The organism is Pantoea sp. X-Soil-OKNW-556 (assembly GCF_059730695.1).
Map to the genome: position 1 here is coordinate 1627040 of NZ_AP035990.1, position 23690 is coordinate 1650729.

The window sequence follows — 23690 nt, forward strand, 5'->3', positions numbered from 1 at the left end:
ATGGGGATGCTATGGATAGAAAACTCAGTATTTTTAATTACGCACGCAATAGAGAGAAGCTACTAACTAACCTTATCAATATCATAGAAGGTATGACCTGCGATGGTCGTATTGATGAAAAAGAATTGCTCTTTCTGGATACATGGTTGTTGGAGGCTGAAGCAATTAGTGAAAACTATTGTGTCCAGATAATCAGAGATAAAATTGCAGGCATTCTGGAGGATGGGATAATTGAAGAAGTTGAGTTAAAGCAATTCAAAGAAGATTTGCTCAATATTCAACAGAACCTTCTTGATACACCAGATGTCGACTTTTACTCAACTGAATCGGACAAACATCTCCTTGAAGGATTGTGCAAAGGCATTCTGGCAAATCATGAACTTTTAGAAGAAGAGGTACGTTATCTTCGGTGGTGGCTCTCTAGTAATAGTCTGCTGAAATCCAATTTTCCAGGTAAGGATCTCTACCTTTTAATCGAGAGAATATTAGCTGATGGTGTAGTAACACCTGAAGAAAGCGAAGAACTCAAACAAGCGATGATTGCTTTTACTGGCTGTGATTTGGAGACCGGTGCTGTAGATGGTTTATCAACACGTTCACCGCTCCAGCATGTTGACCAATTACAGCTGAATGGTGCAGTAATTTGCCTTACCGGAAAATTCTTGTACGGTTCGCGCACCTCCTGCGCTGAGGAGATAAAAGCAGCAGGTGGCATCATCGTTGACGATATCACTCAGAAAGTAGATTACCTGATTATTGGCACGTTAAGCTCCAGGGACTGGCGATATCAAAGCTATGGTCGAAAAATCGAGAAGGCCATTGAATATAGAGAGAAGGGTGGTTCTTTGAAAATTATCAGTGAAGAACTCTGGCGACAGTATTCAGTTTGATAGCGACTCGGTGGTCAATGTATAGCTTCCACAAATCAAACATTGACCACTGTTTTTATATACAGTAAAAGTTCTCCCAAAAACTTTGGGGGAGTGTATGTCAGTCAGGAAAGCAGAGAACGGCAAGTGGATATGTGATTTTTACTCGGCAGGTAGAGGAAGTAAACGTATCCGAAAAATCTTCACTACTCGTGGAGAAGCCTTACGCTATGAACGGGAACAACTGGCGAAATCTGGTATAACTTCAGTTGTTACGAAACAAGCAGAGGAACAAGCCGTTCGTTTAAGTGAGCTGATCACTGATTGGTACGAACTACATGGAAGGTCTCTGACTGATGGCGAAGCAAGGTTACAGAAGTTGAGATCCCTCTGTCTTAACATGGGGAATCCTGATGCATTTTCGATCAATCAGGAAATGTTTGCGAGCTATCGTAAGCAACGACTTGCAGGGGATTTCACGCCTAAACCTAAAAATGGTCAAAAAAGGTTGCCAAAAGAATCGACTATCAACCGCGAGCACGCATATCTACGGGCGGTGTTTAATGAGCTGAAGCGGTTGGGGCGCTGGAAATCGGATAACCCACTCGAAGGAGTGCGGCTATTTCGTGAAAGTGAAAATGAGCTTTCATTCTTGTATGAGGATGATATTAAGCGATTGCTTCAAGAGTGTGATGCATCATCTAATAAAGATCTCGGAATTATTGTCAGGATTTGCCTTGCGACAGGTGCTCGCTGGAGTGAAGCGGAACAACTTAAACAATCACAAGTTATGCCATTTCGCATCACTTATACCCACACTAAAAGCAAAAAGAACAGAACAATACCTATCTCAAAGGAACTTCATGCACTGATTCCTAAACGTCGTGGTCGCTTATTTGAAAATGCTTATGAAGCTTTCTCCTTTGCTATTGAAAGGGCCAAAATTGAGCTACCTCATGGCCAGAGAACGCATGTTTTACGTCACACGTTTGCCAGCCATTTTATGATGAATGGTGGCAATATACTCGTGTTACAGCAGATATTAGGTCATTCATCAATTCAAATGACGATGCGCTATAGTCACTTCTCTCCTGAGCATTTAGAAGCGGCAATAAATCTTAATCCCTTTGATCGTGTATGTAAGGAGAAAATAAATTGAATTCAATTAAACATTATTTTACGATGAATTCAGCTAAAAATATTTATCTTTGTCTGACTGCCGCAGGAGTGGCGGTGTTCCTTTTTTACTGCATGAGGGTTGGTTTTTTTCCAACTGGGATGTCTCTCTCTGATACCATTTTCTTTTTGTTAGTGATCGCATCATTTAGTTTTGTGTTCGGTTTTTTTATTTTCTGTTGGTATTCTATATCACTATTTTTTCTATATTTTTTAGTGCTGGTATCAAGATGGACTTGTCGGAGTATTTTCAAAGTAAAAAGTAACTTCAGATATCTCTCCACGGGGATTCATAGAATGGGGAAAAAGATCAAAATATTTGATTCTATGCCTGTACATATCCCTATCTCATTTATTGGGATTTACGTTATTACCGCTTTTGTTGAAGCAGGGAAAATTAGACTTCAGTCCGTGGTATTATCTATCACCATTACCTCTTTACTACTGGCTGCAATTATACATCTCTATTTGGCAATCAAAATAAAAAGAAAAACAAAAAATAGATTCGCGATTACGTTTGGAATAGCAATAATCGTACTATTTTTTATTTTATCAGATATATCACCACTTGCTAGTGATATGAGTATGAAGCTGATTGGGGTCCGAAAGGAAAATGCAACGTTCATTCTTAGCGGTAAAGATCTTCAGATGGCACGGTACTTGACTGGAAATGATAGCCAGTTTTTTTTCCATGGCGACGTTCTTTTTACGGGGATCGGTACAAGCTCATTGATAATTATCAACCACAAAAAACTTACTGTAAGTAACGAAAATTTAGCGCTCTCCTTTTGAGATGAGATGAGATGAGCTGAAAAATTAGTGACTACCAACAGACGTTAAAACCCAAGTAACCCCATATTTACCGTTTTTAACTTTATGATTTAAAACAACTATTTGATTTTTATGGCTTATTCAAAGTCTTTAAAATCCCTCGATCGTAAGGTCGTGCGGGTTCAAGTCCCGCCCCGGGCACCATATTTATCTGCCGATAAAACCGAATAAAATCAAAGCAATAAGCAGTGATGTCGTGACCGCCCAAGGGCGGTTTTTTTGTTTTTGTTCTGGCGTGACTGTGCGGTCTGAATACCACGCAAGCCAATCCCTCATGTAATATCTGTCAGGCTAATATTTCATCGCTTCCCACGTACAGATATCCTGGAGATCCAGGAGAATGCCTAATGATTTTTCGGCTTATTAGTCGGATATATACCGGTTATATTGTTAAAACTATCGCAACAGTATCTTCACAAATCACAACCGGGTCATGATCCGCGGCGTGTCGGGGAGTTAGTCACCTGTCACAGATGCGGGAAACGTTGGGGAAATATGAGTGACTACCGTTAGCAACTTTTGCCGGGAGAACTTAATGATTATTTCACTGGAGAAAAGTAACGCCCTACAACGCATGCTGAAAGGAGCGAAATATTTACTCCGCGGTGACAAAGCAATAGGGCTGGAAGTCAGACGTGATGACAAAACTCGCAAGCTAAAGGAAGTTAATTGCCGCAGTCTGGCACCACTGCTGCGCGATGGTCTGGTTGAGTTTGCCTATTTGCCAACTGATATCACAAGGTACTATGAAGTCAGGCTGACAGAGGCGGGTGTGAGATTGGTAAGAGAACTGACTTAATGGACGTAACCTGTGCAAACGTTTGTTTGCACTGAATCGTCGCGGCGTAATTACGCTCGCCGCGACAATATACCTGGCTTGTTGTTATTGATTAAGCGACCGCTCATAGATATCGATGGCTGCCGTTATAATCGCTCCCTGGGACATACCACCCTGGCTGGCGAGTAACTCAATCCGCGCAATTGTGTCCAAAGGAAGCTTATAGGTTTTGGGTTTGATGCCGCGCTTTTCATCGCTACGTTTCTGAATATCACTGGCTGATTGAATCATGATTAACCCCTTGGTATCAGGGACATGAACGGCTAAAAGTTCCCTTCTCATCCTGAGCACTTGCGTGATCCCGTGAAGCGTCTTGAACATCGAGTTAATTGTAGCTGATTTCGTGTTTTACTCTTTGTTTAGAAAAGTTTTTTTCAATTTTGTGCACGACTTAAAAACTCCGAAATTATGTACCCCGGAGGAAGAGGGGGGAGAGAAGTCAGTCCCCCCTCAAGATGCGAATGTTTCTCTCTTGTTATGTTTCAGGGCGAAGATCAAACCAGTCAAAGATCATACTGGCAGTTGCCACCAACTTAACGTTATTGCTGTATATGTCATGTTGGGCATTGACCGTTGCAACCTGGTTGTTATAGCGATCGTTTTCTGCCGTCAGCACATCCAACAGGGTTCTTTTACCCAGGCGTAACCATTGCTCATAGTAAATTTTGCTCACCTGATCGGTTTCTTTACTCAGCTTCTGATATTCCCGGCTTTGTGCTTCGGCGGCATCGCGGCTTTGGGTCAGGTTATGCACCTGATACTCCATATCCATTTTGGTCTGGGCATACTGCGATTTTTTGGCTGAAGCACGGGCAGCAGACGCCTGAGCAGCCGCTTTTTCTGAACCACCGGTAAAGGCATTCCACTGAACATTCAAGCCGGTGTACCACTGTCCGGCTTTGCCATTGCCATCTTTTGCCGTGCTTTTTGACACCACCCAGTTGAGTTGCGGCAGGCTGCTCGCTTTGGTTGCGGCAGTCAAGTGCTGAGCAGATTGCGCTTCCGCCTCGGCTTTTAACAGGGAGGGATGCTTGCTCACCCTGCTCATAACCAGGGCGGCCGAAATGGGCTGCATTGTCCAGTCGAGTTTTTCAGGTAACGTGACAGCATCGCCAGTCAGGCGTTGCAACATGATCTCTGATTGCCGACGCTGATCGTTAATTCGCTCCAGGGACGTTTCAGCGGAGAGCAGTTTGGCTCTGGCCTGCACCAGCTCACTGTAGCGGCCTGCATCCGTCTGGGTAATTTCACCCAGCATATTAACCAGCTCACGCATGCGCTTGACGTAACCCTGCGTAATTTTTTGATTTTGCTGATAACGGCTCAACTCAATCAACTGACTCAGGGTGTTGAAGGCAATCTGTTGTTTCTCAAATTCATATTGGTGTGCTGCGGCATGGGATTGCTGCGTCGCGCTGCCAATATTTTCGCGATTTTTCCCCCAGTCAAAAATTGTGGTGGTGACATTGACTGAAAAGCTACTGTCTTTCAGCCGATTATTGGTCGTTTCACTGCCACCGCCAAAAGAGGCCATCGGTGCCGTGCTGCCCAGCTGAATCTGCGGCCAGCGCGCACCTTTTACCTGATCGATGTCGTAATTGGCCGCCGTTTTATCCGCTCCGGCAACCTGAATTTCCGGGCTGTAACTCAATGCCTGATTAACCATCTTCGCCAACAAAGTACGCGTGTCTTTGTTCATCACGGTATCGAAGGTGCCGGACTGGATGGCATCCGGTGAGGCAATCACCCCGGTGCTGCTGGCAAGTAGTGCCAGCGTAATGAATGTCTTGCGCATATTATTATCTCTCCCTGAATGCTTCGCGCGCTTTTAAAACCGGCTTGAGCAGGTAAGACAGGATGGTTTTTTCACCCGTTTTAATCTCTACACTGGCCGTCATTCCCGGAATAATGGGAAAATTTTTCTCTTTAACCTGTAAATCCGTGCCGTGCGTGCGGACATAAACACGATAGTAAGTCGCATCTTCGCGGCCAGAGCGCATTTTGGTTTCATCAATAATGGTGTCGGGGCTGATACTCTCGATAACACCGTCGAGCCCACCATAAATGGCGAAGTCATACGCCGAGATTTTTACCGTGGCGGGTAGACCCGGACGTAGAAATGCCACTTCAGCGGGTTTGATACGCGTTTCCAGCAGCAGATTATCCTCAGAAGGGATCAGCGACATGATCTGCTCCCCACGAGAAATAACGCTGTCGATGGTCGTGGTTTTGATACTGTTAATGGTCCCTTTAACCGGTGCCGTAATCAGCGCATGGTTAATGACGTCCTTACGTCCTACCAGACGGGCTTCGACCTGCGCAAACTCGGACTCCAGTCGCGTTAACTCGCTGTTGGCATCAGAACGATATTTGTTGGTACGGTCGGCGATTTGCACCCGGAGATCATTCGCCTGACGGCGCAAACGCAGGATTTCCATGTCAGAGATCAGTCCACGCTTCGCCAGCGGTTCGGACAGGCTCACCTCTTTTTCCGCCAGCTCGAGGTTATGTGAGAGGGAGCTGATGCTATCGTCCAGCAGCTTGCGTCGGGTTTGATACGCCTTGGTTTCATCCTGAACAATAGTATGGAAATCTTTTATCTCGTCCGGGAAATCCAGTGGCAAGTCATAGGCTTCAGCACGGGCACGGGCGATGGAACCCTGAAGACCGTAGGACTTGGACAACTCCTCCTGATAGTTGGCTTCTGAGCGCGTTGAGTCGAGTCTCAGCAGCGGCTGTCCTTTTTCGACCAGTTGGCCTTCTTTTACGTACAGCTCCTGTAGTGTGCCATCCTCAAAACTCTCAATGGTTTGCTCATGGCTGGCAGGGATCACCTTAGCTTCGCCTTTGGTAACCTCTTCAACCACAGCAAAATGCGCCCACACCAGTGATGTTACGACCACAATCACCAGCAGCCAGAGCACCAGCATACTTTTTGGCGTCTTCTGCATAATGATGGCGTTTTGCAAATCGTCCAGGAAGGACATATCTTCCGCCTGAAGACGCGTTTTCGACTCTTTAGTGTTACGCATTCGTCGTCTCCTTACGTGGCGGTGCGGTGCGTGATGAATTTTTAGCTACTGAAGCCTGCGAGAGTTTGGCCATAATTTGCGCCTTAGGTCCGTCGGCCAGAATTCTCCCGTCTTCCAACACGATTATGCGATCGACCAGGCTCAACACCGGGATTCGATGGGTCACAACGACCAATGTTTTCTGTTGAATAACCTCCTTCAGACGAGCAATAAACTGCGCTTCTGAGTTGCTATCCATGGAGCTGGTGGGTTCGTCCATTAACATGATGGCCGGATCGAGCAGTAAGCATCGGGCAAGCGAAACTTGTTGTTTTTGCCCACCGGAAAGTCCTTGTCCCATTTCGCCGATCGGCATGTCATATCCTGCGGGATGGCGGCGGGCGATAGCATCGATACCGGCAAGTGCTGCGACTTGTAAAAAGCGTTCCGTGCTCACGGCGGGATTACCCATGATGATGTTTTCCCGCAGCGTTCCCTGGAACAGGCGATTGTCCTGACAAACATAGCCACAGGCGGAACGCCAGTCGGCGGGATCAATCTGGTTCACGTCAAGACCATCCATCGTCATCTTTCCTGCGGTGGGGAGGTAGAGACGGGCGAGGAGTTTTAACAGCGTCGATTTTCCACTACCAATGGTGCCTAAAATGGCTACTCGTTCGCCGGGGCGGATATTGAGATTCAACGGGTGCAGAATTTTCTCTGGCTCCTGGATCCCGGTTTTCGGGTAATGGAAGCCCACCTGACGCAATGCGATCTCGCCTTTCAGCGGTGGTGAGGGTAAGAAATGCGCCTGCTGGTCACGCTCTGTCGGCATCGCCATTAACTGGTTCAGGGAAATCAGGGCGGTTTTTGCCTGCTGATAGCGAATGGCTAACCCGACCACAGCCGCCAGCGGCGATAAAGAACGTCCGGAAAGAATCACCATCCCCACCAATGAACCCATAGTCAGGTCACCGGCATGAATCAGATACACACCCCACAGAACGATCAACACGGTACAAACCTGTTGCACGTAACTGACAAAATTACTGGTCAGGGTTGAGAGGTAACGGGTTTTCATTGAAGAGGCGGCAGCCAGCGCGCTGAAGTCGTTCCAGCGTTTTTGCATCACGCCTTCACCTTTGGCCGCTTTGAGGGTTTCCAGCCCCACGATAGTTTCGATCACCAGCCCTTGTTTCTGCGAAATTTCACTGATGTTCTCTTTCATATAACGAGACAGTGGCCACTGGATCGCCACGGCAGCGATGATAATGACCGGGATCGCCATCATCGGTATAAACGCCAGTGGTCCACCGATGGCAAACATAATGGCGATAAACAGTAAACAGAAGGGAAGATCGGACAATGTCGCCAGGGTTGCAGAGGAGAGAAAATCCCTCACTGACTCAAATTCACGCAGTTGGTTAGCAAAAGAACCGGCCGACCGTGGTTTGCACTCCATACGGATCGCCAGTGTCTTGCGAAATAGCAGTGAACCCACCACCAAATCCGCTTTTTTCCCGGCGGAATCCACCAACCACGAACGGATTTGCTTCGCGGTGAACTCAAAGCTAATGGCGATCAGCACGCCAATCGCTAATGACCATAAGGTGGCGTAAGCACCGGTTGGCACAACGCGGTCATAAACGTTCATGGTGAAGAAGGTGGTCGACAAGGTCAGGATGTTGGCGAGCAGTGCTGCCAGCGCGGCGCTATAGAAATACTGGCGGTAACGCCATAGATTGGAAAATAGCCAGTGACCAGTTTGGTCGATCTCCGGCAGGATATCTTTTTCTCCGCGTGCAGTCGGCTGGATCTTCACTTTCGACAGCAAAGCAAACCCGGCTACTTCCTCTGCCATCGTCTCCGCAGAAAGATGGCGTATCTGGCCGTCAGCGGGCGACAGCAGCGTATACTGTTTGTCCTGCTTTTCCTGGAGGATGCAATATTCACCGCGTTTGTTGGTGATAATCAGTGGGTAGAGCGATTCTGACAGCATCAGAATATCGCGCTCAACCCAACCGGCCTGAATTCCGGCCTGCTCCAGCATGCGCACAGCAATATCGGGTGTGAGTCGTTCGCCGCGCGGCAGCCCGGCATAGAGCACGTCTTCACTGGCGGATTTCCCGTGGTGTTTCACCAGCCATGTGACGGCATGAAGTAAAGTATCAATCTCCGTCTTTTCAGCCGGAGGGGGACTTAGATTTTCTTTCATAATGGGTAAGTTCCAATCCTGGATAGTAATAATTCATTTCCTGGTTTTATTAGTCAGCATGTCAGGGGTATTAATCGGTCTGGTGTCAGGCGCGAATATAAAAACCCTATCACTAATATATTATTCCTATTACGCGAATTCTCTTTTGCGGAATAAGAATTCTCTTAATTTTTTATTGTTATAATTCAATGTTAATTTCATTTTTTGACAAAGAACATATCAATCACATCGTCCTTTAAGAACGACCTGGCATGATAGTTAGGAAAGAAATCTGATGCCTGTGATTAATTTATGACATCTGAATGGAGTTGATTTGTCATTATTAATAACTATAAATAACATAATGTTATGTTTATTTTCGGTGCAAATATTTACCTTTAATAAAATACTTTACTCACAATAATTTCAGATATAAAGCTGCTTATAAATATACCTTTATGATAAGTGCGCCTTTATTATTGGTTGTGCTTACTTCCAGGAGGAGGTAATGCATGGAAAGAGTTTCTTCTCAACGTGTGACACTACGCGATGAATTGAATTATTGAATTAAGACACCAGGAAATGACTATGACATCCTCAACGTCAACAGGCGGAACGCTGAACAAAGCAGCGAGCGGCGTTATTAAGGAAAATAACGTTGTTATTAAGGTTGAACCCTTAACCCAATTAACAATTCAGTCTCCACCACAAGGTCAGATTGAAATTCAGGCAGGCGAAGATATCGCCTCAATTCAAAGTCTCAAATTTATTCGTCACGGCGACAACCTGGAAATTTTTAGCGCAGATGGCGCACGCGCCGCGGTGATTATTGAAGGTTATTACGCCCAGGAAACCCCACCGGACATCTACGGTATTGACGAGCAAGGTAATCGCTACACCTGGTCTTCCATCGGTGCCACCTCAATGGTTGCTGCATTGACCGACGGCGAAAGCAGTGTGCAGGAAGCAACTCCAGCAATGGAGGTCACTGCCGAGGCAGCTGAAGAGAAGCAGGAAGATGACGACAAAGGTGCGGCAGGTCTGTTCGGCCTTTCTCCTGGCTGGGCGGCAGCGGCAGCGGGTCTGGCAGCGGCAGTAATTGCCGGTGGTGTGATCGCCGCTACCGGCGGTGGCAAAGACGATGGCAACAGCAATAGCGGTAACAACGGTAATGGTGGCAACGGTAATGGTGGCAACGGTGGCGGCACCACAGGGCCGACCGGTACGCTGAGCAACATTCAGTTCATTAATGACAATGACCCCAATAATCCGACAATCATCACGAATGGTATGACCAACGACAGCACACCAACCATTATCGGTAAGGTTGCGGGTGCAAAAGAGGGCGATCGCGTCGCGATAAAGGACGGTGATACGGTCTTGGGTTATGCGATAGTGGATAAAAACGGCGACTGGTCATTTACCCCGATTACCAACTTGGGCGAAGGTTCACACCAGATTACTGCTGAATTGCAGGACGCAGACGGAAATGCAGGCCACTCTCAGCAGGTTGATTTGATCATTGATACCACCGCGCCGGAAGCGCCAGGCAATATCACCGTAGATGGTAAACCCGCAGATAGCGAGAACATCACCGGAAACAACACGCCAACCATTGGTGGTGACGCCGAACCGGGCAGCAATATTACCATCACTGATGGCGAAGGAAATGTTATCGGTTCTGCTGTGGCAGATGAAGACGGCCACTGGGAAATTACTCCTAATCAACCAATTGGTGATGGTAATCAAGATCTTACCATCGATGTGACCGACCCCGCTGGTAACAACAGTTCTTCTGAGTTGCCAATCAACGTCGACACCATCCCACCAACCGGGACGCTGAGCGATATCCAGTTTATTAATGATAACGATCCGGCTAACCCAACAGCCATCACCAATGGTTCCACCAACGACACTACGCCGCTGATTACTGGCAAGGTCGATGGGGCTGAAAAAGGCGATCGCGTAGCTATTAAAGATGGCGGTACGCTGCTGGGTTATGCAGAAATTGATGCAGAGGGGAACTGGTCATTTACCCCGCAGAAACCGCTGGGCGAAGGCCAACACCAGATCACCGCTGAATTGCAGGATGCTGCAGGCAATACCGGAGACGCTCAGGATGTTGGACTGAACATCGATACCACTCCGCCGGAAGCGCCAGGTAATATCACTATCGATGGTAAACCTAATGACGGTGAAAACATCACCGAAGGCAATACGCCCACTATTGGCGGAAGCGGTGAGCCGGGCAACACCATTATCATTACCGATAAAGAAGGTAATCTGATTGGTTCTGCTGTTGTTGACGAAAATGGTGACTGGGAACTCACCCCGGACCAGCCGTTGGGCGATGGCAACAACGGCCTGGTCGTTACCGAGAAAGATCCCGCAGGTAACAGCAGCCCATCGACAGATTTGCCGATGAACGTTGGTGGTGGCGGTTCGTCTGGCGGTGATACTGAAGGTCCGACCGGTACGCTGACCGATATCGTGATGACCAACGACAACGATCCGGAAAATCCTGTGGCGATCGGCGATGACGGCCTGACCAACGACCCAACCCCGGTGTTCAGCGGTAAAGTCGATGGCGCACAGCCGGGCGACAAAGTGGTGATCAAACAGGGTGAGGATGTGCTGGGTGAAGTGGCGGTCGGCGAAGATGGTAGCTGGACCTGGACCCCGACGAAACCGCTGGGTGAGGGTGATAATAACCTGACCATTGAGCTGCAGGATGAGGCCGGTAATAGCGGTGCCAGCGAGCCGGTTTATGTGAACATTGATACGGAGGCACCCAACCCGCCGACCGATCTCACTATCGACGGCAACCCGGCAAACGGCACCAGCAACGACAGTGCCAACAGCCAACCGGTCATTGGCGGCAAGGCGGAACCGGGCAGTACCATCATCATCACTGATAGTGAAGGTAATGAAATTGGCTCGACGGTCGTGAATACTGACGGCTCGTGGGAGCTGACTCCGAACCAGCCGCTGCCCGATGGTAACAACGGTCTGGTGATCACCGTGAAAGACCCGGCGGGTAACAGTAGCACAGCGACAGATCTGCCGATGAATATCGGTGACGGTACGCCGGGCGGTGATACTGAAGGTCCGACCGGTACGCTGACCGATATCGTGATGACCAACGACAACGATCCGGAAAATCCTGTGGCGATCGGCGATGACGGCCTGACCAACGACCCAACCCCGGTGTTCAGCGGTAAAGTCGATGGCGCACAGCCGGGCGACAAAGTGGTGATCAAACAGGGTGAGGATGTGCTGGGTGAAGTGGCGGTCGGCGAAGATGGTAGCTGGACCTGGACCCCGACGAAACCGCTGGGTGAGGGTGATAATAACCTGACCATTGAGCTGCAGGATGAGGCCTGTAATAGCGGTGCCAGCGAGCCGGTTTATGTGAACATTGATACGGAGGCACCCAACCCGCCGACCGATCTCACTATCGACGGCAACCCGGCAAACGGCACCAGCAACGACAGTGCCAACAGCCAACCGGTCATTGGCGGCAAGGCGGAACCGGGCAGTACCATCATCATCACTGATAGTGAAGGTAATGAAATTGGCTCGACGGTCGTGAATACTGACGGCTCGTGGGAGCTGACTCCGAACCAGCCGCTGCCCGATGGTAGCAACGGCCTGGTGATCACCGTGAAAGACCCGGCGGGTAACAGCAGCACATCGACAGATTTGCCGATGAATATCGGTGACGGTACGCCGGGCGGTGGCACTGAAGAGCCGACCGGTACCACCACCATTACTGCTGAAGACGACGATGGCAAGGTGATTAACACCGAGAACCCGACTAAAGACAGTACACCGACTTTCAAAGGTCAGGTGACGGGTGCCCAGGCAGACGATTACGTGGTGATCAAGGACGGTGAAACGGTACTGGGAACGGCGACCATAAATGAAGACGGTAGCTGGGAGTTCACGGTGCCGGAAGGTGAGGCACTGCAAGACGATGCTCACTCCATTACCGCCACTGTCACCGACAAGGCGGGCAACGAAGGGCAACCGTCCACTGCGCTGGATTACACTCAGGACACCGTCCCGCCAACCGCTACCACCACCATTGCGGCCGAAGACAACGATGGTAAGGTGATCAACGCTGAGAACCCGACCAAAGACAGCACACCGACTTTCAAAGGTCAGGTGACGGGAGCCCAGGCAGACGATTACGTGGTGATCAAAGACGGTGACAAAGTACTGGGAACGGCAACGATAAATGCAGACGGTAATTGGGAGTTCACGGTGCCGGAAGGTGAGGAGCTGCAAGACGATGGTCACTCCATTACCGCTACTGTCACCGACAAGGCGGGTAACGAAGGGCAACCGTCCGCTGCGCTGGATTACACTCAGGACACCGTCCCGCCAACCGCTACCACCACCATTGCGGCCGAAGACAACGATGGTAAGGTGATCAACGCTGAGAACCCGACCAAAGACAGCACACCGACTTTCAAAGGTCAGGTGACGGGTGCCCAGGCAGACGATTACGTGGTGATCAAAGACGGTGACAAAGTACTGGGAACGGCAACGATAAATGCAGACGGTAACTGGGAGTTCACGGTGCCGGAAGGTGAGGAGCTGCAAGACGATGGTCACTCCATTACCGCCACTGTCACCGACAAGGCGGGCAACGAAGGGCAACCGTCCACTGCGCTGGAATACACTCAGGACACCGTAGCACCAACCAGCACCACCACGCTGATCATCGAAGACGATGATGGCAATGTAATTGACGCCGAGCACCCGACTAAAGACAACACGCCGACCTTCAAAGGTCAGCTCACGCCTCCTGAGAAGGGCGCCATTGTCATCATAAAAGACGGTGAAACCGTACTGGGTTCAGTTGTGGCGAACGACGACGGTAGCTGGGAGTTCACGGTACCGGCAGGGAAGGAACTGGCTGAAACTGATCACTCCATCACGGCCACCATCACTGATGCGGCAGGCAATGAGGGGACCACCACCGATCCGGTGAACTATGACCAGGATAACACCAATCCAGAACCGGCCACTGATGTCAAAGTGACCAATGACCAAACCGATACGGATGTCGGAGCGGGTGGTCTGACTAACGACAACACGCCAACGTTGAGCGGCAAGGCAGAAGCAGGTTGCACGGTCTACATTTACGACAAATATGGTAATGCGATTGCTTCTGTCGTCACTGAGGCGGATGGCAGCTGGCGTATCCAACTACCGACGGTGTTAACCGATGGTTTGTACAACGAAATGACGGTTCAGGTCGTGGATCAAGCGGGTAACGCGTCAACTTCGACGCCGGTGCCTGACTTTACGGTGGATACCCTTAACACCAATAAAACCACGATTGAGACTGATGCGGAAGCGGCTGAATCGACACCAACCTTTAAAGGTCAGGTTGAGTTGGGTACAGAAGATACCGATTTCGCCAATATGACCATCACCATTTACGATCGCAATGGCCTTGTGATTGCCACAGATATTCCGGTTAATGCGAATGGTAGCTGGGAATATTCCGTACCTGACGACGAAGCACTCGGATCTGGCGCGCATAATATCTCGGCAGTGGTGGTTGATGCCGCTAACAACGAATCACAACCGGGCTATCTGAATGGTACTGAGGACGGAGGCTGGACGATTCCTGCGGTGCTCTACTCCGACGCAGGGGGCGGTGAAGGGGATATGTTCGGCTATGCCATGGTGGTTAGCGGTGAATATATTTACATCAGTGCACCAAATGGCGGCACAAACGCAGCCGGTCAGCCAACCAACCAGGGGATCATTTACGCCGTCAAAAAAGAATTTTCTTCCCTGTTAGATGGCAGCACCAGTATCGAGAAGTTATTCGCCGCGAACCCAGGCATGGGAACGATTATTTCGAATAATGGTGATGCTAAGGGGGATGGCCAACCTGATGTGAACAGCTATCAGGGTTATGGCATGAAAGCGCTGGACGGCGGCTGGGTGGCGATTTACATGCACGAAAAGGACACTGTCTACTTTGTGAAGGAATCGTTACTTACTGATAATAATTTCGATCTCAGTCTGATTTCTAACGCAGAGAATGGAAAGAGTCAGTATGGGTTCATGATGACCCTTGCCAATGGCCTTGACAGCTGGTTCGGTTTCAATGTCAATTCCATGGAGAATGAGGACGGAACGCTAACGTTCCTGATCGGTGACATTCATGGGGCCCGTGAGCAGACAGGTAACATCACTACTGTCACCTTTAATCCGAATGGCACCAACCCGGATGGCAACTGGACAAACATGCACCTGATCCGAGATCCGAATGACACGACGGACAATGCTGCCTGGGTTCCGCAAGAGACGCTTCCAGCTGGTATGGTGATTGGTAAAATCGGCCATGAAAATACGAATGGCACAGTCGGTTCAACCCAAAGCTATAACTTTGGTACGGATATCGTGTACATGGGGGATGTTTTTGGCAATGGTTCTAACTATGTTGCCTTTATGGATGCGGCATCTGCTCATACCGGTGCATCTTACCGGGGTTCCTGGTATTTCTATAAGATTCCAGATACCGGTTTGCCGAATGACTTCAGCATCGGTGATGTGGCCGACGAAGATTTAATTGTTATTGATAACATTGGTGCGGGGTATTTGAACCTCATCGCGAATGATGTGCTCGGAGACTTTGGTAGCAATGAGTACAAGCCGATTAGTCATAACATTGCCATGCTCGGTCATTTCGGTAGTGGTGAGCACACGGATATTGCCATTGCTTCTGCTGGTGATTCCCAGGGTGGGTCTAACGGTAAGGTATGGATACTCCATAGTGACAAAATCACTGATGACATGACGGTCGGTGTCAATGCTGATAATCCGAAGTTTAACACCGATGTAGGTTATGCCATTGTCAGTAAAGTCCAGGCTGGCCGAGGTGATAAAGGAGAAGGCTTTGGTCTGAATGTCATTGGCGGTTATGACATGAATCGCGATGGTACTCAGGATCTTATCATCAGCGATCCGTTGGCAATGAAGGATGGTAAATGTGTGGGTGCCGTCTATATCGTCTACGGCGGTCATCAAGCGGACTATCTGCAATACCTGGCTTCGTTGGGTACGGATGCGACGGGTGAGATTGATATACAGGTCATCCTGAATAACGGTTGGGGCGAGGTCCACTACGGAAGTGTTGATAATCAGAGGTTTGGTTGGTCGGTTGAAGTCGTTGATATGAACAACGATGGTGCACCGGATATGTTGGTAGGTGCTCCTTCGGAGTTGGGAACGGGCGCCACCAACACTGAAGGTGAAGCGACTAACCCGCAGTACAACGGCCAGGTGTACGTGGTTTACAACACCCATTCAGCCCCGGCTGAGGATGCCGCTCCGAGTTCTCGCAGCTACAGCTTGCCGGCTGATGAGCAAAACCATGACGATGGCGGTATCCCGCTGTTGCTGGATGGTGAACACCAGAACGTTGATCTGGCGGCCCTGACGGAGTCCCTGAAGGATACGCACAGCATCGATATGACTGACGGCAACAACACGCTGAAGGTGAATAACCAGACGCTGGATAGCTGGGAAGGCGCTGATGGTGATGCGCTGATTGTCAGCGGTGAGAATGGTCTGGTGCAGTTGACCGGTGGCATTGAGAACTGGCACAGCAACGGCACCGTGACCGTCGATGGTAAGGTTTATACGGAGTACCAGAGCAGCGGTATGGCGGAAGTACTGATTGAAGACAGGATTCACGTCAACATCCTGTAATCATTAAAGAAAGGAAAAACGGCCAGGCGTGGTGACACGCCTGGCTTTTTTGCTTCTTATCCCAGCGTACCTGTCAGACGCCGATGAAAATCGCTGCTGCGATGATCCAACCCGATAAAGGTCACCTTCGCACCATGACGTTGATAGCGGTACTCAATCGCATCTAACGCCGCAACGCTGGAAGCATCCCAAATCTGTGCATGGGTCAAATCAATCGTCACCAATGCCGGATCGTGGGCGTAATCAAAATGTTCAAACAGGTCATTGCTGCTGGCAAAAAATAGCGGTCCGCGCACGGTATAATGAACCTGTTGTCCGTCCTCACTGAGTTGACGTTCGGCCTGGATCACATGGGCAATGCGGCGCGCGAACAGCATCATGGCGAGGATTACACCCATTAACACCCCAATCGCCAGATTGCCGGTCCACACGGTAACGGCAACGGTCAGCAGCATCACCAGCGTTTCCGACCACGGCATACGTTTCAGCGTGGCGGGTTGCAGGCTATGCCAGTTGAGGGTTTTCACCGCGACGACCATCATAATGCCCGCCAGCACCACCATTGGAATCTGCGCCATTAACTTACTCAGGCCGGTCACCAACAGTAACAGCACCACGCCAGCGGCTACCGTCGAGACTCGGGTGCGCGCTTTACCCAGCTCTACGTTAACAATGGTTTGACCAATCATGGCGCAACCGGCGATGCCACCATAAAATCCGGCAAGAATATTAGCAATGCCAAGACCCCATGATTCACGGCGTTTACTGGATGGGGTATCGGTGATGTCATCCACCAGTTTCGCCGTCAGCAGCGATTCCATCAGGCCGACAAAGGCGATACTTAACGCGGTGGGCCAGACAATTTGCAGCGTTTGCACATTCAGTGGCACCAGCAAATGGGTAAAGCCCGGTAATCCGGCGCTCATCGGGCCTTCATCACCCACGTTTGGTACCCGATAGCCCATCAGCAGCGCAATTGCGGTCACTACCACAATCGCTATCAACGGCGAAGGGACGCTTTTCAGCACTTTAGGCAGCAGCAGCACAATCGCCAGCGTCACCGCAAATAACACCCACACCAGGCCGGACTGCCCCCATACATGCGGTACCTGGGCAAAAAAGATCAAAATCCCCAGTGCGTTGACGAAACCGATCATCACCGAACGCGGGATATAACGCATCATGCGTGCCATCCCGGCGAGACCAAACAGAATCTGGATCACGCCACCCAATATCACCGCTGGCAGAATATATTCTACGCCGTGCGCATGTACCATCGGGCCAATCACCAGCGCCACCGATCCTGCCGCTGCTGTCACCATCGCAGGGCGGCCGCCCAGCAGGGAAAGGGTCAGGCACAGCACCACGGACGCAACAAGGCTGACTTTGGGGTCCACTCCGGCGATCACCGAAAAGGAGATCACTTCAGGGATCAGGGCCAGTGCGGTAATCACGCCAGCCAGACATTCCCGGGTGAGTAAAACAGGCGAGCGTAAGACGCGGCTCACCGTGAGGTCTTCAGTTGGTTGGCTCATAAATTTTGCAGGCTCTTTTATTATGTTGCGCTTACCGCGAGGGTAAGGCAGTAACCAGATGCGAAACAGATAAGGGAAGGGATGTTACCGGTCAATGTGGCGGGATACCAGACTATCAACGCGAAGCGGCGCGATTTGTCGCGCAGTCTCGCAAAACCCGCGCGATGAATCGCGCGGTTACGAGCTTAAATGGCTAAATCGTCAGGTGTTTTATTCACCACTTTCTCCAACAACTGACGATAAATATTCAGTTGTGCCACATCACTTTCCTGCTCCAGTCGGGTGATCAGTACGGAGATAATGGCTTTATTGGTCACCGGCATACCTGTTTGCAGGATTTCGCCAATGATTTGAGCAAAGACCTCTGCGTTATAAGCCGCAGGTTTTAAAAATTCGGTTATATCCTGGTCATTGCTGGTTACGGTGTTTTGCATGTGTACAGCCCTAAGATGTAAACCTGCTGATGATAAAACTTTCGCGCGGACAGGCGTGAAAGACCCCAATTCACCAAACTGACAAAAAAACACCTCTGCAGGTGGAAATCCACTAACACTTGCAGAGGCGACGCAATATGCATCATTCGTTACGAGACCGTTAAAAGGTCTATGGGGAATAAACTTATACAATGAGATTAAGTCTGTACAAGTAAAATCCTGATCATTTTGTGCTATTAATTAACTTACAGCCAGATATAGCGACTTTTTTGTGATGGAACTTATACAAGGAAGCTGTACAGATTCCTTGCTGGTGACAGATTTGCACTACAATTATCGGCGCGTATGGACACTAATTTAGAGCACTTTTCATTCGCAACTGGGTCTGCGTATAATAGCGGAAAATTTAGTTAGATATCTAACCATTAGGTTGCTACTCTTTGAGCCAATATCCCCAACCCTTCTCCCGTCTGTTACATCTCACCGCTCATGCGTGGCGACTGGCTGTTGATCGCCGTCTGAAAGAGAGTGGCATGAGCATGAGTAGCTGGATGGCGATTGCCACCGTGGCGACCGCCAGTGAACCGCCAACACAAAAAGCGCTGGCGCTGCTGCTTGGTCTGGAAGAAGCCAGTGTAGTGCCATTAGTGGATCGGTTGGTGAAGCAACAATTGCTGGCGCGAGTTCAGCCGCCAGAGGACCGGCGTAAGCGCCTGCTGGTGCTGACGGAGCAGGGCGGTGTCGCTTATGCAGAAGTGAAAGCCCAGGCAGATGCGCTGCGCGCTCAGTTGCTGGCGGATATTGATCCCCAGGCGCTGGCAATAACCGAACAGGTGTTGCAACAACTTCTGGCGCGGCTGGGAACCTTGTAGCTATGGCAAAGCGTAACCCCTATGCCCAGCGTGAATGGCTACCGCATGAAAAGCCGATGCTACCGGGGTCACCCTCTACGCCTCTCCATTCACCGGCGAAACGCATTGCCTTCGGTCTGATAGGTATGCTGATCTCCCTCACCGGCGCACTCAGCAATGCGCTGGTCACGGCGAATCTCACCAATCTGCAAGGCACCTTCGGTGCGTACTCCAACGAAATCGCCTGGCTACCGGCGGTTTATGTGATGGGCAATATCTCCATCAATTTGTTGCTAGTGAAGTTTCGTCAACAGTTTGGTCTGCGACTGTTTACCGAGGCCTTTCTGGTGCTGTACGTGCTGGTGGCGTTCTTCCATCTGCTGGCTAACGATCTCAGCTCGGCGATAATTGTACGTACCGCTCATGGCATGGTTGGCGCGGCGCTCAGTTCATTGGGTATCTACTACCAAATCCAGGCGTGGCCCGCGAAGCACCGCCTGAAAGCGCTGGTCATCGGTCTGACTGCCTCGCAGCTGGCAATTCCGCTGGCGCGGCTGTTCTCCACTGAACTGTTGCAGCTGGATGAATGGCGGGGGTTGTATCTGTTTGAACTGGGTCTGGCAATGATCGCGCTGGGGTGCGTGCTGGTAGTGAAACTGCCGCCGGGTGATCGTATTAAAGCTTTCGAAAAACTCGATTTTCTCACCTTTATTTTGCTGGCGCCTGGCATGGCGTTGATCTGCGCGGTGCTGTCGCTGGGACGCATTGAATGGTGGTTTACCACGCCGTGGCTGGGCATCGCGCTGGCCATTGCGTTGGTGTTGATTGTCACCGCCGTGGTGCTGGAGCATAACCGGCAAAATCCGCTGATTAACACCCGCTGGCTGAGTAACGGCATGATGATCCGGCTGGGAATTGTGATGATTATGATGCGCATCGTACTGGCGGAGCAAAACACGGGTGCGGTGGGTTTCTTGCAGCAACTGGGTTTGCTTAATGACCAGATGCGCGGTATGGCACTGGCAATTATCTGTGGCGTGATGGCTGGCATGGCGCTGAGTGCGCTGACCATCAGGCCCAGCCATCTCAGCTGGCCAATTGTCTTCTCGCTGGTGGTGATGATCATCGCTTCACTGATGGACGCGCAATCCAGCCCGCTGACACGCGGCGATAACATGTATTTCAGCCAATTTTTATTGGGCTTCAGCAGCGTTTTCTTTATGACGCCAGCCATGCTGTTTGGCATCGGCAGCGTGGTGACGCAGCCGAAAAACCTGGTGAGCTTTGTGGTGTTGTTCGGTATGAGCCAGAACCTGGGGGGGCTGATTGGTGCGGCGATCCTCGGCACTTTCCAGACGTGGCGCGAAAAATATCACTCCAGCCTGCTCGGTGATCAACTGTCGCAACTCAATCCCAACGTGACTGAGCGTTTAAGCCAGTACAGCGCGCTATTCAGCAGTCAGCTCCCGGATGGCTCGCTACTCAGTGCGCAAAGCGGCAGTCAGCTGCAAACCGTTTCTACTTTGCAGGCCAATATCCTGGCTTATAACGATACCTATTACCTGACAGCGGGCCTGGCGCTGATGACCCTGATGTGGGTGTTATGGCGTCTGACGCGCCTGCGTTATCTCAACTGGCGTCAGGCACGACGCAATTTGGCGGAACAGCGCCAGCAGGCATTAGCAGCTAACCGAACGGAGACATCATGAGTCAACAGGACGATCTTCAGGCCGCAGAGCGTGAGCGCATCAACCGTCGACGTATCCTCTCAATTGCCGCAGGCAGCGGCATCGTGCTGGTCGGGGTGTTGGTGATCCTGTATGCCTGGCAGTTGTGGCCATTCACCAGCACCATCCAGTCAACGGAGAACGCTTACGTCCGGGGGCAGGTGACGTTTATCAGCCCGCAAGTCAGCGGTTATCTGACGTCAGTCAACGTGGTGGATTTGCAGCCGGTGGAAAAAGGGCAGTTGCTGATGACCATTGATGATCGTATCTATCGTCAGCGGGTGCATCAGGCACAGGCGCAACTGGCGATGAAACAAGCGGCACTGAATAACAATCAGCAGCAGCGAAAAAGCGCGCAAGCCACTATCGTCAGTAACCAGGCGTCACTGGACAATGCCAAAGCGCAGGCGTTGAAAAGTGGTTTTGACCTGAAACGAGTGGAAAATCTTACCGCCGACGGCTCCTTATCGGTACGGGAGCGCGATGCGGCACGCGCAGCGGATGCCCAGGCGCAGGCGCAGGTGCGTCAGGCCGAGGCGCAATTGGCGGTTGCGCAGCAGAATCTGCAAACGGTGATTGTGAATCGCGCTTCGCTCGAGGGGGATGTCGCCAATGCGCAGGCGGCGCTGGAGCTGGCGGAGATCGATCTCGCCAATACCCGCATCATTGCCCCGGATAACGGCCAACTCGGCCAGTTGTCGGTGCGCAAAGGCACCTATGTCACGGCAGGCACGCGCCTGACGTCAGTCGTGCCGGACAATAAATGGGTGATCGCCAACCTGAAAGAGACGCAGCTGGCACGTATCCGGCCAGGGTTGCCGGTGACCATTCGTGTGGATGCGCTGGATGGCAAGCGTTACGACGGCACGGTGGAGTTCATCTCTCCTGCGGCAGGCTCTGAGTTCAGCGCGATTTCGCCGGATAACGCCACCGGCAATTTCGTCAAAATTGCGCAGCGCATTCCGGTGCGAATCAAGGTACATGGTGATTTACAGCAACTGCGTCCCGGGATGTCGGTTGAGGTGGATATCGACACGGCAGCAGAGCCGCGTGAGGACAAACTATGAGTCGGTTGCTGCTGACAACGCTCGCCGCCTTATGGCTGAGCGGTTGTGCCACCGAAGTGGATAAAGCGCCGACCTCCTTGCCGATTCCGGAAAGCTGGCGTCAGCAGGTGGGGCCGGGCGCTGTGCCGGAAGCGCAGTGGTGGCGTGCCTTTGGCGATGACAACCTCAACCGCCTGGTCAGTCAGGCGTTGCAGCACAACAGCGATATTCTCACCGCCCGTGCCCGTGTCGATCAATATCGTGCGCAACTGCGCGCCGCACAGGGCGATGACTACCCGAGTCTGACGGCAGGGGCAGGCGCCACGCATCAGCGCGCCATCTCTGCGGCTACCGGTTTGCCTTATGAGAATGCGGTGTTTCAGGCATCATTACAGGCCAATTACGAGGTGGATTTGTGGGGCAGCCGCAGCAATAGCATCAGCGCGGCTGAGGCTTCACTGGAAGCCCAACGCGCGGCGGCTTCAGCGGCGGAATTAACCGTTGCCAGTTCGGTAGCATCGGGTTATCTCAGCCTGTGTGCCCTGGATGAACAGTTGCGCGTCACCGAGGATACGCTGACCTCACGCGCCAATTCGCTCAGGCTGGCGCAGCGTCAGTTTGAAACCGGCTACTCGTCACGGCTGGAGTGGATGCAGGCGTCGTCAGAGTATCAAACGGCCAAAGCGCAGGTGCCGCAGTTGCAGCACCAAATTACCCAGCAGGAAAATGCCCTCAGCGTACTGGTAGGGATGAACCCGCGAGAGATTGCCCGCGCCGATCATTTCAACCAGGTGATGCCGCAGACGCTGCCGAACCTGTTACCGTCGCAACTGCTCAACCGCCGTCCGGATATCGTTCAGGCGCAGCGTCAGTTATTGGCTTCCGATGCCTCGCTCGCTTCGGCGCAAGCGCAATTGCTGCCCACCCTGAATCTCACGGCCAGCGGTGGCCTGGAAAGTTATCATCTGCATGAATTGCTGGCGAATCCATTCCGTCTGTGGAGCATTGGCGGCAGCGTGCTGGCACCGATTCTCAACCGCGAAGCCCTGACGGCACAAGTTGATGTGGCGATGGCGACACGCAATCAGGCGCTGTATGGCTATGAAAAAGTGGTGAGAAATGCCTTTGCCGAAGTGGATACCGCACTGGATGCGATTCGTCGCAATCAGGAACAGTTGACGGAACTGGAGAAACAGCAAAACTACGTCAGTGAAGCGCTGCGCATCGCCCGTAACCGCTATCAAAATGGTTACGCCTCCTACCTTGATGAACTGGACGCCCAGCGTACCCTGTTCAACACCCAACTCAGCGTCGTCAGTGTGAAAAACACCCTCTTATTGGCGCAAATCGAACTCTATCGGGCATTGGGAGGAGGATGGAAAGGTTAATCATTGCCCGATAACTGCATTTTCTGGCAGGTATGTCTGCACCATCAGCG

General features: G+C 51.0%; 15 protein-coding genes. 9 read left to right on the plus strand and 6 right to left on the minus strand.

The window, feature by feature from the left end; translation table 11 throughout:
* Positions 1-11 precede the first annotated feature (11 nt).
* The 4 genes from AC6I8T_RS07510 to AC6I8T_RS07525 all read left to right on the plus strand — a co-directional run bounded on the left by AC6I8T_RS07510 (position 12) and on the right by AC6I8T_RS07525 (position 3675).
* Positions 12-890 (plus strand): BRCT domain-containing protein, encoded by an 879-nt coding sequence (locus tag AC6I8T_RS07510; protein WP_497833675.1) that lies wholly within the window; start codon positions 12-14, stop codon positions 888-890.
* Positions 891-987: 97 nt separating this feature from the next.
* Positions 988-2028: a phage integrase gene (locus AC6I8T_RS07515; protein ID WP_497833676.1), complete on the plus strand. Its 1041-nt coding sequence runs from the start codon at positions 988-990 to the stop codon at positions 2026-2028.
* A complete protein-coding gene (locus tag AC6I8T_RS07520; protein WP_497833677.1) occupies positions 2025-2837 on the plus strand; it encodes a hypothetical protein in 813 nt (270 codons plus the stop codon). The genes AC6I8T_RS07515 and AC6I8T_RS07520 overlap by 4 nt, the downstream gene beginning before the upstream one ends.
* Before the next feature lie 574 nt (positions 2838-3411).
* A complete protein-coding gene (locus AC6I8T_RS07525; protein ID WP_021182721.1) occupies positions 3412-3675 on the plus strand; it encodes a hypothetical protein in 264 nt (87 codons plus the stop codon).
* A gap of 84 nt (positions 3676-3759) precedes the next feature.
* Here the strand turns inward: AC6I8T_RS07525 and AC6I8T_RS07530 are convergent, their stop codons facing one another.
* From AC6I8T_RS07530 to AC6I8T_RS07545, 4 genes are all read right to left on the minus strand, one after another.
* Entirely contained in the window at positions 3760-3945 is a 186-nt protein-coding gene (locus tag AC6I8T_RS07530) for a ribbon-helix-helix protein, CopG family (RefSeq protein ID WP_208725211.1), read from the minus strand.
* Positions 3946-4189: 244 nt separating this feature from the next.
* On the minus strand, positions 4190-5509 hold the full coding sequence (locus tag AC6I8T_RS07535; RefSeq protein WP_497833678.1) for a TolC family protein: 1320 nt from the start codon (positions 5507-5509) through the stop codon (positions 4190-4192).
* A gap of 4 nt (positions 5510-5513) precedes the next feature.
* Positions 5514-6746 (minus strand): beta-barrel domain-containing protein, encoded by a 1233-nt coding sequence (locus tag AC6I8T_RS07540; protein WP_208725212.1) that lies wholly within the window; start codon positions 6744-6746, stop codon positions 5514-5516.
* Positions 6739-8940 carry a type I secretion system permease/ATPase gene (locus AC6I8T_RS07545; protein ID WP_497833679.1) on the minus strand — a complete coding sequence of 734 codons (2202 nt, stop codon included), beginning with the start codon at positions 8938-8940 and terminating at the stop codon, positions 6739-6741. Before AC6I8T_RS07545 ends, AC6I8T_RS07540 begins: the two co-directional genes overlap by 8 nt.
* A 567-nt stretch (positions 8941-9507) precedes the next feature.
* Between AC6I8T_RS07545 and AC6I8T_RS07550 the strand changes: the two genes are divergently transcribed.
* On the plus strand, positions 9508-16659 hold the full coding sequence (locus AC6I8T_RS07550; protein ID WP_497833680.1) for an Ig-like domain-containing protein: 7152 nt from the start codon (positions 9508-9510) through the stop codon (positions 16657-16659).
* Between the two features lie 56 nt (positions 16660-16715).
* Here AC6I8T_RS07550 and AC6I8T_RS07555 read toward each other — a convergent pair whose 3' ends face one another.
* Both AC6I8T_RS07555 and AC6I8T_RS07560 read right to left on the minus strand, forming a co-directional pair.
* Positions 16716-18194, minus strand: a complete 1479-nt coding sequence (locus tag AC6I8T_RS07555; RefSeq protein WP_208725214.1) for a SulP family inorganic anion transporter — start codon at positions 18192-18194, stop codon at positions 16716-16718.
* Positions 18195-18379: 185 nt separating this feature from the next.
* Positions 18380-18628, minus strand: coding sequence for a biofilm/acid-resistance regulator YmgB/AriR (locus AC6I8T_RS07560; protein ID WP_021186069.1), 249 nt, complete (start codon positions 18626-18628; stop codon positions 18380-18382).
* Positions 18629-19068: 440 nt separating this feature from the next.
* On the opposite strand from AC6I8T_RS07560, the gene AC6I8T_RS07565 reads away from it, so the two are divergent.
* The 4 genes from AC6I8T_RS07565 to AC6I8T_RS07580 are packed head-to-tail and all read left to right on the plus strand — an operon-like array spanning position 19069 to position 23640.
* Positions 19069-19500 (plus strand): MarR family winged helix-turn-helix transcriptional regulator, encoded by a 432-nt coding sequence (locus AC6I8T_RS07565; RefSeq protein ID WP_021186068.1) that lies wholly within the window; start codon positions 19069-19071, stop codon positions 19498-19500.
* A gap of 2 nt (positions 19501-19502) precedes the next feature.
* The gene (locus AC6I8T_RS07570; RefSeq protein ID WP_208725215.1) at positions 19503-21188 is read left to right on the plus strand and encodes an MFS transporter; all 1686 of its coding nucleotides are present in this window, start codon (positions 19503-19505) and stop codon (positions 21186-21188) included.
* Complete coding sequence (locus tag AC6I8T_RS07575; RefSeq protein WP_021186066.1) at positions 21185-22273, plus strand: HlyD family secretion protein; 1089 nt, start codon at positions 21185-21187, stop codon at positions 22271-22273. Before AC6I8T_RS07570 ends, AC6I8T_RS07575 begins: the two co-directional genes overlap by 4 nt.
* Positions 22270-23640 (plus strand): efflux transporter outer membrane subunit, encoded by a 1371-nt coding sequence (locus tag AC6I8T_RS07580; protein ID WP_208725216.1) that lies wholly within the window; start codon positions 22270-22272, stop codon positions 23638-23640. Before AC6I8T_RS07575 ends, AC6I8T_RS07580 begins: the two co-directional genes overlap by 4 nt.
* Positions 23641-23690: the final 50 nt, after the last annotated feature.

Bases quoted from the DNA above. Each gene is read 5' to 3' on its own strand.
- AC6I8T_RS07510 (WP_497833675.1), top strand. From the start codon at position 12: ATGGATAGAAAACTCAGTATTTTTAATTACGCACGCAATAGAGAGAAG.
- AC6I8T_RS07515 (WP_497833676.1), top strand. From the start codon at position 988: ATGTCAGTCAGGAAAGCAGAGAACGGCAAGTGGATATGTGATTTTTAC.
- AC6I8T_RS07525 (WP_021182721.1), top strand. From the start codon at position 3,412: ATGATTATTTCACTGGAGAAAAGTAACGCCCTACAACGCATGCTGAAA.
- AC6I8T_RS07530 (WP_208725211.1), bottom strand. From the start codon at position 3,945: ATGATTCAATCAGCCAGTGATATTCAGAAACGTAGCGATGAAAAGCGC.
- AC6I8T_RS07535 (WP_497833678.1), bottom strand. From the start codon at position 5,509: ATGCGCAAGACATTCATTACGCTGGCACTACTTGCCAGCAGCACCGGG.
- AC6I8T_RS07540 (WP_208725212.1), bottom strand. From the start codon at position 6,746: ATGCGTAACACTAAAGAGTCGAAAACGCGTCTTCAGGCGGAAGATATG.
- AC6I8T_RS07545 (WP_497833679.1), bottom strand. From the start codon at position 8,940: ATGAAAGAAAATCTAAGTCCCCCTCCGGCTGAAAAGACGGAGATTGAT.
- AC6I8T_RS07550 (WP_497833680.1), top strand. From the start codon at position 9,508: ATGACATCCTCAACGTCAACAGGCGGAACGCTGAACAAAGCAGCGAGC.
- AC6I8T_RS07555 (WP_208725214.1), bottom strand. From the start codon at position 18,194: ATGAGCCAACCAACTGAAGACCTCACGGTGAGCCGCGTCTTACGCTCG.
- AC6I8T_RS07560 (WP_021186069.1), bottom strand. From the start codon at position 18,628: ATGCAAAACACCGTAACCAGCAATGACCAGGATATAACCGAATTTTTA.
- AC6I8T_RS07570 (WP_208725215.1), top strand. From the start codon at position 19,503: ATGGCAAAGCGTAACCCCTATGCCCAGCGTGAATGGCTACCGCATGAA.
- AC6I8T_RS07575 (WP_021186066.1), top strand. From the start codon at position 21,185: ATGAGTCAACAGGACGATCTTCAGGCCGCAGAGCGTGAGCGCATCAAC.
- AC6I8T_RS07580 (WP_208725216.1), top strand. From the start codon at position 22,270: ATGAGTCGGTTGCTGCTGACAACGCTCGCCGCCTTATGGCTGAGCGGT.